Annotated in this window: 13 protein-coding genes; 7 read left to right on the top strand and 6 right to left on the bottom strand. The window is 37.2% G+C overall.

Annotated elements, in window-relative coordinates:
- Positions 1-355: 355 nt before the first annotated feature.
- Positions 356-1,969, top strand: a complete 1,614-nt coding sequence (locus tag PN450_RS13655; protein WP_210422198.1) for an ABC transporter substrate-binding protein — start codon at positions 356-358, stop codon at positions 1,967-1,969.
- Between the two features lie 172 nt (positions 1,970-2,141).
- Positions 2,142-3,167, top strand: coding sequence for an ABC transporter permease (locus PN450_RS13650; protein ID WP_271836658.1), 1,026 nt, complete (start codon positions 2,142-2,144; stop codon positions 3,165-3,167).
- A gap of 101 nt (positions 3,168-3,268) precedes the next feature.
- On the opposite strand, the gene PN450_RS13645 is transcribed toward PN450_RS13650, so the two are convergent.
- The gene (locus PN450_RS13645) at positions 3,269-4,384 is read right to left on the bottom strand and encodes an ABC transporter permease (protein ID WP_271836657.1); all 1,116 of its coding nucleotides are present in this window, start codon (positions 4,382-4,384) and stop codon (positions 3,269-3,271) included.
- Positions 4,385-4,469: 85 nt separating this feature from the next.
- On the opposite strand from PN450_RS13645, the gene PN450_RS13640 reads away from it, so the two are divergent.
- From PN450_RS13640 to PN450_RS13630, 3 genes are all read left to right on the top strand, one after another.
- Positions 4,470-5,636 carry an aminotransferase class V-fold PLP-dependent enzyme gene (locus tag PN450_RS13640; protein WP_271836656.1) on the top strand — a complete coding sequence of 389 codons (1,167 nt, stop codon included), beginning with the start codon at positions 4,470-4,472 and terminating at the stop codon, positions 5,634-5,636.
- Between the two features lie 140 nt (positions 5,637-5,776).
- Entirely contained in the window at positions 5,777-6,850 is a 1,074-nt protein-coding gene (locus PN450_RS13635) for a glycosyl transferase (RefSeq protein WP_148763664.1), read from the top strand.
- An 86-nt stretch (positions 6,851-6,936) separates the two neighbouring features.
- Positions 6,937-7,350 (top strand): secondary thiamine-phosphate synthase enzyme YjbQ, encoded by a 414-nt coding sequence (locus PN450_RS13630; protein ID WP_148763666.1) that lies wholly within the window; start codon positions 6,937-6,939, stop codon positions 7,348-7,350.
- Between the two features lie 47 nt (positions 7,351-7,397).
- Here the strand turns inward: PN450_RS13630 and rppA are convergent, their stop codons facing one another.
- Complete coding sequence (rppA, locus tag PN450_RS13625; protein ID WP_148763668.1) at positions 7,398-8,090, bottom strand: two-component system response regulator RppA; 693 nt, start codon at positions 8,088-8,090, stop codon at positions 7,398-7,400.
- Between the two features lie 75 nt (positions 8,091-8,165).
- Here rppA and hisG point away from each other — a divergent pair, with 75 nt between their 5' ends.
- Positions 8,166-8,810, top strand: coding sequence for an ATP phosphoribosyltransferase (hisG, locus tag PN450_RS13620; RefSeq protein ID WP_015078170.1), 645 nt, complete (start codon positions 8,166-8,168; stop codon positions 8,808-8,810).
- Positions 8,811-8,857: 47 nt separating this feature from the next.
- On the opposite strand, the gene PN450_RS13615 is transcribed toward hisG, so the two are convergent.
- Both PN450_RS13615 and PN450_RS13610 read right to left on the bottom strand, forming a co-directional pair.
- The gene (locus PN450_RS13615) at positions 8,858-10,225 is read right to left on the bottom strand and encodes a cytochrome c biogenesis protein (RefSeq protein ID WP_168651847.1); all 1,368 of its coding nucleotides are present in this window, start codon (positions 10,223-10,225) and stop codon (positions 8,858-8,860) included.
- Between the two features lie 3 nt (positions 10,226-10,228).
- Positions 10,229-10,969, bottom strand: a complete 741-nt coding sequence (locus tag PN450_RS13610; protein ID WP_015078172.1) for a cytochrome c biogenesis protein CcdA — start codon at positions 10,967-10,969, stop codon at positions 10,229-10,231.
- A 239-nt stretch (positions 10,970-11,208) separates the two neighbouring features.
- Between PN450_RS13610 and PN450_RS13605 the strand changes: the two genes are divergently transcribed.
- The gene (locus PN450_RS13605; RefSeq protein WP_015078173.1) at positions 11,209-11,616 is read left to right on the top strand and encodes an NUDIX hydrolase; all 408 of its coding nucleotides are present in this window, start codon (positions 11,209-11,211) and stop codon (positions 11,614-11,616) included.
- Positions 11,617-11,672: 56 nt separating this feature from the next.
- On the opposite strand, the gene PN450_RS13600 is transcribed toward PN450_RS13605, so the two are convergent.
- Together PN450_RS13600 and psaK are read right to left on the bottom strand one after the other, a co-directional pair.
- Complete coding sequence (locus tag PN450_RS13600) at positions 11,673-12,167, bottom strand: ureidoglycolate lyase (protein ID WP_271836655.1); 495 nt, start codon at positions 12,165-12,167, stop codon at positions 11,673-11,675.
- Between the two features lie 611 nt (positions 12,168-12,778).
- Positions 12,779-13,039: a photosystem I reaction center subunit PsaK gene (gene psaK, locus PN450_RS13595; protein ID WP_015078175.1), complete on the bottom strand. Its 261-nt coding sequence runs from the start codon at positions 13,037-13,039 to the stop codon at positions 12,779-12,781.
- Between the last annotated feature and the right edge of the window lie 11 nt (positions 13,040-13,050).

Here is a 13,050-nt window from a genome sequence, read left to right as displayed (position 1 = left end):
GACAGTCAATGAGCGTGGAGCTGCTTGCTTTGTAGATAAATACATTGATCCCAAAGGAATAAATAAAATATAGTTGTCATAAATTCAACTGTCTGAATAATTTCTTTCAACTGTGTTGAAAATTAATTATCCAGACGTTTCGTTTATGACTCGCTTACATCCCCAATCTACTAAGAGTTGAGGACGGGGAATTACGCGATAGTGTTAAAAAATTTGAGTATATTATGAGTTATGTAATTAAGTTATGGGAAAAAGATCAATATTCCCTCTTCCCTGCTATAATGACTGACCGTTGATTGAAAATACTTTAATAATGATCACTTGGTGTTCCTTGCTAATTAAACAATGGGGTAGGATGACAAAATTCCTATCTTTGTTCTGTCTTTGTCTATTATTGGTTGTTAGTTGTACTCCTAAACAGCAAACAAATACACCACAGTCTAATACTATAAATACTCGGACGGGTGATGGTCGGATTACCGTAGGGACAACGGAAAAGCCAAGAACTCTTGATCCTGCTGATGCGTATGAATTGGGATCTTTGAGTTTAGTATTTAATATGAGCGATCGCCTGTACACTTATGAACCAGGTAGTACAGAAATTAAACCACAATTGGCCACAGCATTACCAAAAGTGAGTGCAGATGGTTTAACTTATACTATTCCCATTCGCAAAGGAGTAGTATTTCATGATGATACTCCCTTCAATGCCAAAGCAATGGAGTTTAGTCTGCAACGCTTTATCGAAAACAAAGGTAAACCGTCTTTCCTGCTTTCTGATACCGTAGCTTCAGTTAAAGCCACAGGGGAGTATGAATTAACAATTAAACTGAAGAAACCCTTTGCAGCTTTTCCTTCATTGTTAGCATTTTCTGGAGTCTGTGCGGTTTCACCAAAATCCTATGAAATTGGGGCTGGAAAATTTAAACCGAATATTTTTGTGGGGACTGGTGCTTATAAATTAGCCAAATATGGAACTGATTCCTTAAAGTTTGATGTATTTGATAAATATTGGGGAACAAAACCAGAAAACAAAGGTGTAAATGTCCAAATTCAAACCAGTCCAGTCAACTTATTTAATGCCTTTAAAACTGGTGCAATAGATGTGGCTTATCTATCCTTACAACCAGATCAAATTCAGAGTTTAGAAGCAAGTGCGAAAAAGGGAGATTGGCAAGCTATATCTGCTCAAGGTAGTGTAGTTACTTATCTGACTTTAAATCGCAATCAAAAACCTTTAGATCAAGTAGAGGTGAGACAAGCGATCGCATCATTAATTGATCGTAAATTATTAAATGATCGGGTATTATTATCACAGGCTGATCCTCTTTATAGCATGATTCCCACAACTTTCAATGTTTCCCAACCATTGTTTCAAGATAAATATGGTGATGGTAAATTTGCAGAAGCCAAAAAATCCTTAGTCGCTGCTGGTTTCTCCAAAGAAAATCCAGCAAAAGTGCAAATTTGGTATCCTGCAAGTTCAATGACGCGCAGTTTAGTTGCACAAACCTTAAAATCCCTCGCTGATACTAAAATGGATGGTATTTTGCAATTTGAAGTTAAAACCGTCGAAGGTGCAACTTTCTATAAAGAAATTTCCAAAGGTTTATATCCCAGTACCTTAACTAATTGGTATCCAGACTTTTTAGATCCAGACAACTACGTGCAGCCATTTTTAGCCTGTGAACAAGGTTCAGTTGCTAAAGGTTGCGAAACCGGCGGTAGTCAAACTCAGGGGTCATTCTATTATAGTGAAGCTATGAATAAACTCATAGATCAACAACGTAAAGAACAAAATCCTGAAACTCGGAAAAAAATATTTGCCGACATTCAAACCCAAGTGTTAACTGATGTTCCCTACATCCCTTTATGGCAAAGTAAAGATTTTGTATTTGCTCAAAAAGGCGTAGCCAATGTCAATCTTGATCCTACCCAAAACCTGATTTACAAAACAATTAAAAAGTAGTATCAATACCGGGTAATTTCTCTCTCATTCTCTCGTTCCCAGACTCCGGCTGGGAATGCCATTTAGAGGCTCTGCCTCTTGTTAATTAGATGAGGCAGAGCCTCAAGGCTGCATTCCTTGTCAGAGACAAGGAACGAGGTTTTTGTGAATTTTAAATTTTTAATTAATAAATATGTCTCGTTCTAAAGCATTACAGTATTACATTTTTTCCCGGTTGCTATTTGCGCCATTGCAACTATTCACTATTATCACCATTGTTTTTCTTTTACTTAGAGCTACGCCAGGAGATCCCGCAGATGCTATTTTAGGAGGAAGAGCGCCAGAAAGTGCGAAAGAAGAATTAAGAAAACAACTTGGTTTGGACTTACCAATTTGGTTACAATATCTCAATTATTTAGGTAAATTACTGCACTTCGATTTAGGAACTTCTTTAACCAGTCGCGGGCAAAATGTAGGTGAAATAATTGGTCAATATTTTCCAGCAACCGTAGAATTAGCATTTGCGAGTATGGCTGTGGCGCTGATTGTTGGCGTTTTAGTGGGAACTATTTCCGCTTCTCGTCCGGGAACTGGTTTTGATATTGGGGGGCGGTTATTCGGGATTATTACCTATGCACTACCGATGTTTTGGGCAGGTATGTTATTACAATTAGTTTTCTCAGTTCAATTGGGTTGGTTTCCTAATTCTAATCGGTTTCCTCCTAATCTTCCTGCACCTACAAATATTACTGGTTTATATACAATTGATAGTTTATTAAGTGGGAATTTAAGTCAATTTTTTACATCTTTACATCATCTAGCTTTACCAAGTTTAACTTTGGGAATTTTATTAAGTGGTATTTTTGAACGCATTGTCAGAGTTAATTTAAAACAAACTTTAAAAGCTGATTATATAGAAGCGGCTAGAGCGCGGGGAATTTCTGAAAATAAGATTTTAGTTTCCCATGCTTTAAAGAATGCCTTGATTCCTGTAATTACAGTATTAGGACTAACATTTGCTTCCTTATTAGGTGGAGCAATTTTAACAGAAGTGACATTTTCCTGGCCAGGGTTAGCAAATCGTTTATATCAAGCTATTTCCGACCGAGATTATCCTACAGTTCAGGGTGTGTTAGTATTTTTCGGGGCAATTGTTGTGAGTGCGAGTATTTTGATTGATATTCTCAATGCTTATGTAGATCCGAGAATTAGATATTAGTTATGTAGGTTGGGTTGACGCAAGGAAACCCAACATTATTAAACATAAATTATTAAAACATTTGTTGGGTTGCGCTGTCGCTTAACCCAACCCACTCATAATCATCTTTGCACACTACGAGGGTCAAGAGCGTCACGTAAGCCATCACCTAATACATTAAATGACAAAACGGTAATAATAATTAGAATTGCTGGTGGTAAAATTAGCCAAGGTTGTAATACTAAAATAGAAGCATTACTAGCTAAAGAAAGCATATTTCCCCAGGAAGGATCTGGTTGTTGAATACCTAAACCAATTAAACTTAATACTGCTTCTGCTCCAATAAAACTAGGAATTGTTAAAGTAGCAGAAATAATAATGTAAGTTGCAGTTTGTGGTAAAACATGACGAACAATAATATAAATAGGATTACCACCCATTACCTTTGCTGCTTGCACAAATTCGAGTTCTTTGATTGATAATACCTGTCCGCGAATTATCCTCGCTAAACCTGCCCAACTAATTACAGAAGTGATGATAATGATTAATAAAAATCGCTGAGTGCTGGTTAATTTTGGACTCAAAATACTTGATAATGCTACTAATAAATAAATACTCGGAAAGGTCATCAAGACTTCTGCTAAACGCATGATGATACTATCAATTATTCCGCCAAAATAGCCGGAAATACCACCAATAAGCAATGCCAATGGATAGGTAATGATAATCCCGAAAATACCAATAAACATACTAATTCGACCACCATGCAACAAGCGACTAAATTGGTCGCGTCCTTGTTCATCTGTTCCCAAAATATTCAATTTTGCGTCACCAATAACACCAAACAAATGCCAATTTAAAGAAATACCCGGAATAATTGTGACTTCCTGCCATTTTGGAGGTAGGGAAATACTCAAATTAAATAATTGATATTTTGTCCCAGTCACAAATAATCGTAATGGTGAAGGTTTTGTCTGGTCTATAATTATTTTTCTTTCCCCAGTTTCTAAGTTAGTATCGCCTTGTGTTGTAGGATATACATGAGGTCCAATAAACTGCCCTGATTGAGATACCCAATGAATCTGAGTCGGTGGCAGTAGTGAACCATTGGTTTGTGAATCATAAGGGTTATAAGGAGCGATGAAATCAGCACCAATTACTGCTAAATACAAAGAGAAGAGGACAATTGCCCCAGTTCGTGCTAGAGGGTTTTTGTTGAGTCGTTGCCACCAATGCATAGTTTTTGATGTAAAAGTTAATGTTGATTAATTGTTGATAAAAGTATATATCAATAGATTAGATCAAAAACCGCAAACCTATTTTATGAATAACCTACATCATCATCGCTCACAATTTCCCGCTTTAAGTAATAAAATTTATTTTAACTACGGAGGACAGGGGACAATGCCTCAAGGGGCTATGGATGCTATTAGCCAATCTCAGGCACATATTCAAAATATAGGGCCTTTTGGGAGTGAGGCGTATAGTTGGATTGCACCGCAAATACAAGCCAGTCGGGAAGCCATTGCATCTACATTAAATGTACTAAGTGACACAATTACTCTCACAGGTAATGTCACGATAGGTTGTAATATTGCGATGTGGGGGATTGATTGGCACGCAGGTGATCATCTGCTTCTTTCCGACTGCGAACACCCTGGAGTAATTGCTACAGCCCAGGAAATTGCCCGCAGGTTTGGGGTAGAAGTTACCACTTGTCCCTTAATGGCTACTTTAAATGAAGGTGATCCTATCAGTATTATTGCTGAAAATCTCCGTCCCAAAACTCGCTTAGTAGTTTTAAGTCATGTTTTGTGGAATACTGGTCAAGTTTTACCTATTGATAAGATTGTCGAAGTATGCAGAAGTAATAATTCGCTGTTATTGATAGATGCGGCTCAATCAGTGGGTGTGATTCCTTTAGATTTAACTGCTTTGGGGGTAGATTTTTATGCCTTTACTGGTCACAAATGGTTATGCGGTCCTGCGGGTGTGGGTGGTTTATATGTGCGTCCTGAAACGAGGGAAAGTTTGCACCCTACCTTTATTGGTTTGAGTGGGATAATTACTAATAATCAAGCCCAACCGACGGGTTGGCAACCAGATGGACGCAGATATGAAGTATCCACTTTACCAACTTCATTATATGTGGGTTTAAAGCAAGCAATTACAATTCATGAACAATGGGGAACAGCACAGGAACGATATGAGCAAATTTGCCAAAATAGTAATTATCTTTGGCAAAAATTAAGCTCTTTAGCTAATGTCAAATGTTTAAAAAATTCACCTCCAGAAAGTGGATTAGTTTCTTTTCAAGTAACTAATCAACCTAGTTTTAAATTGGTGCAATCTCTAGAGTCTGAAAATATCTTAACACGAACAATTGCCAATCCTAATTGCATTCGGGTGAGTGTTCATTATCTAACTTTAGAGTCGGAAATTGACCAATTAATAGCAGCAATATCAAGTAGGTTGGGTTGTGGAACGTGAACGTATCCCTGCGGGACACTGCGTGAACGCGGAGTAATGGCTTTGGGGAAAACCCAACAAAACAAATGATTTTTAATGTTGGGTTTTCTTGCATCAACCTAACCTACACAAATACTTTTTAACCTTTTTCTTTTGAAATCATGGACAGACCAATTATATATATAGCAATTACCAATCACGGTTTTGGTCATGCTACCCGCACAACTTCCATAGCTAACACTATCCAAAAATTATGTCCTGAAGCGTTATTAATTCTAGTTACTACTGCACCTCGCTGGTTACTAGAATCTTATATAGAAGGTGATTTTATTTTACGTCCACGGGCGTTTGATTTAGGTGTTGTTCAAGTTGATAGTTTGACAATGGATAAATCAGCAACTTTGGAAAAACTACGAGAAATTAAAAAAAATCACAAATCCTTAATTGCTTCAGAAGTTAATTTTATTCGTCAAAATCGCGTTAATCTCATTTTGGCAGATATTCCTTTTCTCGCTGCCGGATTTGCTGAAGCTACAAATATCCCCTGTTGGATGATTAGTAATTTTGGTTGGGATTTTATCTATCGAGATTGGGGAGGAGAATTTACAGAAATTGCTGATTGGATTAGTGATTGGTATGGAAAATGCGACCTTTTATTTCGTCTGCCTTTCCATGAACCTATGTCAGCATTTACTAATATTACAGATGTAGGCTTAACTGGTGGTTCTCCCTATTTTTCTATTGATAAATTACGCACCAATTGGGGAATAAACACACCTCCAGAAAAAACAATTTTACTAACATTTGGGGGTTTAGGTTTACAAGCAATTCCCTATACAAATATCAACAAATTTCCCGATTGGCAATTTATTACTTTTGATGCTTCAGCCCCAGATTTACCTAACTTAATTAAAGTTACAAATCGTCAATACCGTCCTGTAGATTTTATGCCAATTTGTGGCAGAATTATTTCTAAACCTGGTTATGGGACATTTTCAGAAGCCACCCTTTTAGATGTACCAGTAGTAACTATACCTCGTGATGATTTTGCCGAAGCTGCTTTTATGTTAGCAGGAATTACTAATTACAATCATCATCAAATTCTCACAGTACCGGAATTTTTTCAAGGAGATTGGGATTTTCTTTATCAGTCACCCCAACCACCAAAGCAGCCTAACATTATCACCAAAGATGGGAATGAAACAATAGCCAAAGCTGTGATAGATTATTTGTAAGTATTCAGATCCCCTACTTCTACCATTGATTCATTATTTATTGATATCATTGAAAAATTAGTCGGGGATATTACACCATGAGGATTATGACCCACTACCAAAAACTATTAAGAGTTTCCACCCATGGAAAATCATTTCACAATATTACCGCCAAAATTGAAGCTATTGTTGCTGAATCTGGTATAGAAACTGGGCTTTGTAGTTTATTTTTACGTCACACCTCAGCTAGTTTAGTAATTCAAGAAAATGCTGATCCTGATGTATTAGTTGATTTAGCTAATTTCATGGCCAAAATAGTCCCAGAAGAAAACCATTACATTCATGATGCTGAAGGACCAGACGATATGCCAGGACATATCCGCACAGTTTTAACCCATACCTCCGAACAAATTCCCATTAATCGTGGTCATTTGGTATTAGGAACATGGCAAGGAATCTATGTTTGGGAACATCGTCAACAGAATAATGTGAGAGAGTTAGTAGTTCATATTTCTGGATAGATTTAGTATATCAATCAGAATTAAATTGTGATCATTTATGTCCTGGTTTATTCAATTTCAGTCGAACCAAAACGATAACCTTTACCATAAACAGTGTGAATCATTGGTGTTTTTTCCACTACTTCCACCTTACGACGCAACAGACGAATTAAAGCCGCAATCACATTACTATTAGGTTGTTCTTCATTTTGCCATAAATGGTGCAAAATTTGACCATGCGTCAGTAATTGTCCAGCATTTTCCATGAAGTATTGTAACAATTGACTTTCTTTTTGAGAGAGTTCTATGATTCTCCCATGACGATAAGCTATTTGATTTTCTATATCAAGTTCCAAATCGGCTACAACTAGCTTTCCTGTGGTGCTACTATAGGATTCTGTACCAGTACGACGTAACAAAGCCCGGACTCTTGCCAGTAATTCCCGCAATTCAAAAGGTTTGACTAAATAATCATCAGCGCCCGCGTCCAAACCTTGTACACGGTCATCCAGGGTATCTTTTGCAGTGAGAAATAGTACAGGAGTTGTTTTACCTTGACGGCGTAATTCCTGACAAATATCTAACCCTGTTTTTCCCGGTAACATCCAATCTAAAATCAGTAAATCATAACTGCCTATTTCTGCCAAATTACTGCCACTTGTCCCATCATAAGTAGCATCAACACTATAACCTTCACGGGTCAAGAGACGACTTAAAGGGTCAGTTAGCTCAACTTCATCATCAACTAATAAAATTTTCATTCTGTTGCTAATGGCAATATAGATATATTCTCAATATAGTGAACTGCAAACACATTAAGAATACCAAAAAAAAGAATGTTAACTGTTGCAATACCAAAAGGGGGACTACTTGAACCTAGTCTCCGCATATTACAATCTGTAGGATTAGATTTTAGTGCTTTCTTAGAATCAGGAAACCGCCAATTACAAATTACTGATGCTAGTGGACAAGCGAAAGCCTTATTAGTGCGAGCGCAAGATGTGCCTGTTTATGTAGAATATGGTCAAGCACAATTGGGAATTGTCGGCTACGATGTTCTCAGAGAAAAACAGCCCCAAGTTGCCCAATTAGTGGATTTAAAATTTGGATATTGTCGAATGTCTGTAGCTGTAAAAGCGGCTAGTTCCTACAAATCCCCGTTAGATTTACCTGCTCATGGTCGAGTTGCTTCTAAATATGTAAATTGTGCGCGAGAATATTTTCAAGGTTTGGATTTACCGATAGAAATTGTCCCTTTGTATGGTTCTGTGGAATTAGGTCCAATTACGGGAATGTCAGAAGCAATTGTTGATATAGTTTCGACGGGAAAGACTTTAAAGGAAAATGGTTTAATTGAAATTGCGACTTTGTATGAAAGTACAGCCCGGTTAATTGTTCACCCTTTAAGTTATCGGTTAAATACAGGTAATTTAGATAAATTAATTGCACAAATGCGGTCAGAAATGCTCACCACAGCTTAATTAAATCTTATATCTCCGACTTATCTAAGAAGTCGGGGATATTAAATTTAGGGCTTTTTGACGGCACTAAGTTGGTCTAAAATTTCCAAAACTTCTTGTTCAAATGCAACTTGAGCGCGGTTAGTTTTTCCACCAATATATAAAGTTTTGCCTGTTTGTAAAGCCCAAATTTGAGAATGGGAAAAATAACTCATTACCACACCTAACATTAATAAAGCAAAACCAGTATAAACAATAGGAATACCAGGATCAAATTTGATTTGTAAACCCGTGCTACCCATGACATCAAGAATTTGCAAATTTACCCCATTTACAGGGATAGACATTCCTGCCCGCACAGTATTAATTAATTTACCTTGAGCATCATAAATTAATACCATGCCTTGCAAATCTTTGGCTAATAGGGAAACACCTTCACTTAAATCTGGTTTAGTCGGAATCCAAGTTCCCCAAAGTCTACCCTTACCTTTGGTATCTAATTGTGCCATTGGTAATTGGAAAATTGGGCTTTTATTTAATCTCACCCGAACGCTGGAAATTCCCCAATCTGTTTGATAGAAAACCACACCATGATAACGCAGCGGTTTGTTAACATAAATCTTCTCATGGTTAACTTCTTTGCCCTCATTATTCAGCACAGACATATCTGAATAAAATTGGTCAATTCCTCCCGTCGGTGTGTAATCAATCCAAAAGCGATTGACACGCACAGACCAATCTTTCAACACATCTTGAGAAGACCAAGCACCAGCATCAACAATATTTTTTACCTGGAATGTATCGCCACTAGAAATCATTTCTTGAGCCATAAATCCCGTCATTGCTCCCCAAATTCCCCCCAGCAAAATAGCGACAATCCCAATGTGGACAATAATTGGTCCCAATTTACCAATTATACCTTTGCGGGCATAAAGAATATTATCTTTTTCCTGAAAAATTCGATAACTTTTTTGCTGCAAAATTGGCGTAATTGATGGCAAAGAAACACCCTCCAATTCAGCACTTAAAGCTAATTTTGTGAAGTTGCGAGGTTCTTCGTAATATTTCCACTTTTGAGCAGCTTTGAGGGCTGGTAATTGACGAGTAAAAGTACAAGCCGTTAAACTAGTTCCAAATAAAACTAATAAACTCAAAAACCACCAAGTTCTATATACATGATCTAACCCAACTACTTGAATAACTTTCCAAGAAAGGAAACCAAACAAAGCAGGATGTTCTGGATAATTAGATTGGTAAAAATCAGGCAATTGCCCCTGTTCGATTACCGTACCACTCACACTAAATAAGGCAATAATTAACAATAGAATAATTGCCAAACGTAAATCAGTTAATACAGGCAAAACTTCCCGACGGATAAACCGCCCCGGTATTAACCACCAACTTAATTCTGTGGATGTTGTCTGATCTGAAGTCATTGCTTAGAAACTACCAATAGGAATCCGAGAAAGTAAAGAAAAAACACCAAAGCCTACTAATAATACACCGCTAATAGGATTTATCCAACCAGACCAACGGCGCAATTCTAATAGTTTTTTAATGGCAGCAGTAAACGTACCTGCTAAAATTAATGGAGTTACATATCCGGCTGTATAAGCAAGTAGTAAAACCGCACCTAAAACTAAATCTTGAGTATTAGCAACCCAACCTAATAGACTAGCTAAAACTGGTGTGCTACAGGGGGAAGCCACTAACCCAAATGTTAAGCCGATAGAGTATGAACGGACTCCGGGAGGTAAGTCTTGAGAAATCCAATTTGTTTCATTCAAAGAAGGAAATTGGATGGGTAATGCTTCTAATAAGTTCAGTCCCATAATAATAGCGATAATACTGACAATAATTGGTAAACCAATTCCTATCTGTCCATAGACTTTACCAACTAAACCTGCGACGATGCCCATTCCTGCTAATGTAGTTGCTAATCCCAACGCAAACCAAGTTGATTGGGCTGCTGCTTGTAAGCGAGTTTTAGCTTCATAACCGCCAATATAGCCAATGGTAATGGGCAGCATAGACAGCATACAGGGCGTAAGGCTGGTCAGCAAGCCAGCCGCAAAAATAATGGCAATGCTGACGAAACTCAGGTGGGTGAGTTGGTTCGCAACAAGGGTGTTGGCAAATTGCTCAAGTTGATAAATTTGGGTTTCTAGAGTTTCTAGCATGAGGATATTTAAGTAGAAAATGCTTACTCTGCTTGAATTTTAACGTATTTTGGATCATGAAATCATAAAAGTAAGTACCGTGAGGTAAATCATACTCCGGATTTTTCAGGAAAGTTGTTGAATTTATAGTTAAGATTACTCAAAATCAGATTAATGATTTTGAAAGTTGCCTTAGTGGCACATTATTAACAAATACACATTGAAAATCAAAAATACTCATTCACAAGGAATCTACCACCATGACTCGCAAAATCAACAAAGTTTTTCAACAATCTGGAGTTATTCCCTATCGAATCAACGATGGAAAAGTTGAAGTTTTATTAATTACTACTCGTAGCCGTCAAGGTTGGGTAATTCCTAAAGGGGGACTTTGTAAAGGTATGAGTCCCCATGATTCAGCAGCGAAGGAGGCATGGGAAGAAGCCGGAGTTGTCGGTAGAGTCACAACTGAAGAGTTAGGTAATTATAAATATCGAAAACGGGGGAATACCTATCAAGTAAATTTATTTTTATTACCTGTGGAAACAGTATTAGAAGATTGGCCAGAAGCTACCGCAAGGGAAAGAAAATGGTTAGAAGTTAACCAAGCTGCTGAATTAGTCAAGGAAACTTCACTAAAAAGAATTATTCAAACTTCATGGATATAGACACATATCCAAAATATCCAGATACCTGACTTGTTTAAGAAGTCGGGGATCTTATTTTAAATCATCTCAAAGGCTAAATTATGACTTTTGAGAAAATTATGAGTGAAATGATCTACCACATTTGTATCACTCAATTCTAAATTGTAAAAATCTACAAAATCATGATCAAAATATGGGCCTGCGTGCCAAGTTCCCATATCTAATTTAATAAAACAATTTCCGGGAATCCGAAAAGCTGCAAGTTCTGATAACCCAGGTGCATTCCTATCATTATTAGCTGGACAAACTGCCATTAACCAGTCTTTACTATCCAATGAACCTAAACATTGAGTACATTTGACATGACGAGTAATTTGGTGAAATTTCCGTCCGTTTTTCTGCAACCGCATAATATAAAAATGAGGAATACCATTTTGTAAATTTAACTGGGCATCTTCTTGATCGAAATTTTTCCCATCTTTACTTGCATATATTACCTGTCCATAAGGTTGAAAATTTTCTGGTGTAATCAATTGAGATGGTAATTCTTGTATTTTTGATAATGTACTCATAAGATCACGCGGTAAGCGGGAAACTCAGTCCCTTTAGGGCTGGGTTACTGACAACTTCTTTATTTGATGGTTTACATACAATCTAACAACGCCTGTTTAAAGTTTGTCCACTTAAACCGGCTAAATCAAATGCTTTAGACAAACCATAATCGCCTATTTTAACTCCTGCCTAGGCAAAGTCAATTTCTATAGCTTGACACTCCCCGGTCTAAAGACGCGGAGATTCTATAGAGAGTTTCAGTCTATATCCCTCAGTTATCCCAGTTTCAGGCATTGCCTTAAATATTTGGGTTCTTGCCCTGATTTCGTTGGCCCTGGCGGGCGAAATCATATCTGACAAGCGTAACTTTCCGAGAGTCTCTCGGTAGCTTTTTATGTCTTTAGTGACAATTTGATTCTATCACGAATATGGATTAAAATTTGAAATTATTTCAAATTTTCAAATTAACGTCAATGCAGGATAAAGGAAAGCCTCTAGCCTTCATCCCTTGTCTAAAGCCCAAATGTGGCTGACTGAGTCAGCCACATTTTCAAGGGTTTTCGGCGTTCTTCCTTATAAAAAAAGGGAGAAGAAAAATAAATTCCTTTCCCTAATTTTTAATCAGTAAAATTTAGATTTTACCAATACTGTGTAGCCCTAAAATGATACCTGCTCCTAAAATATGCCCAAAGGAAGTAGTTGCTAGTACCGCAGGTAAACCAAAACCACCGAAAAATTGAGGTGCTGGTAATTCTGGTTTAGCATGAGGATGCTCAATCGTAAATTTGCCTACAGCAATAGCGAAGATATTGGCAACAATCATAATTATGCTAATATTAGGACTCCATTCTAGAGATGCGGTAGCTGTAGCTAGTAAGCTTGAAGTCAACATCTAATTTACTC

The organism is Dolichospermum lemmermannii CS-548 (assembly GCF_028330815.1).
In the GTDB taxonomy this organism is placed as follows: domain Bacteria; phylum Cyanobacteriota; class Cyanobacteriia; order Cyanobacteriales; family Nostocaceae; genus Dolichospermum; species Dolichospermum lemmermannii.
The sequence above is the reverse complement of the archived record's forward strand: the minus strand, read 5'-3'. Positions and strand labels throughout refer to the sequence as shown.

Bases quoted from the DNA above. Each gene is read 5' to 3' on its own strand.
- PN450_RS13655 (WP_210422198.1), top strand. From the start codon at position 356: ATGACAAAATTCCTATCTTTGTTCTGTCTTTGTCTATTATTGGTTGTT.
- PN450_RS13650 (WP_271836658.1), top strand. From the start codon at position 2,142: ATGTCTCGTTCTAAAGCATTACAGTATTACATTTTTTCCCGGTTGCTA.
- PN450_RS13645 (WP_271836657.1), bottom strand. From the start codon at position 4,384: ATGCATTGGTGGCAACGACTCAACAAAAACCCTCTAGCACGAACTGGG.
- PN450_RS13640 (WP_271836656.1), top strand. From the start codon at position 4,470: ATGAATAACCTACATCATCATCGCTCACAATTTCCCGCTTTAAGTAAT.
- PN450_RS13635 (WP_148763664.1), top strand. From the start codon at position 5,777: ATGGACAGACCAATTATATATATAGCAATTACCAATCACGGTTTTGGT.
- PN450_RS13630 (WP_148763666.1), top strand. From the start codon at position 6,937: ATGACCCACTACCAAAAACTATTAAGAGTTTCCACCCATGGAAAATCA.
- rppA (WP_148763668.1), bottom strand. From the start codon at position 8,090: ATGAAAATTTTATTAGTTGATGATGAAGTTGAGCTAACTGACCCTTTA.
- hisG (WP_015078170.1), top strand. From the start codon at position 8,166: ATGTTAACTGTTGCAATACCAAAAGGGGGACTACTTGAACCTAGTCTC.
- PN450_RS13615 (WP_168651847.1), bottom strand. From the start codon at position 10,225: ATGACTTCAGATCAGACAACATCCACAGAATTAAGTTGGTGGTTAATA.
- PN450_RS13610 (WP_015078172.1), bottom strand. From the start codon at position 10,969: ATGCTAGAAACTCTAGAAACCCAAATTTATCAACTTGAGCAATTTGCC.
- PN450_RS13605 (WP_015078173.1), top strand. From the start codon at position 11,209: ATGACTCGCAAAATCAACAAAGTTTTTCAACAATCTGGAGTTATTCCC.
- PN450_RS13600 (WP_271836655.1), bottom strand. From the start codon at position 12,167: ATGAGTACATTATCAAAAATACAAGAATTACCATCTCAATTGATTACA.
- psaK (WP_015078175.1), bottom strand. From the start codon at position 13,039: ATGTTGACTTCAAGCTTACTAGCTACAGCTACCGCATCTCTAGAATGG.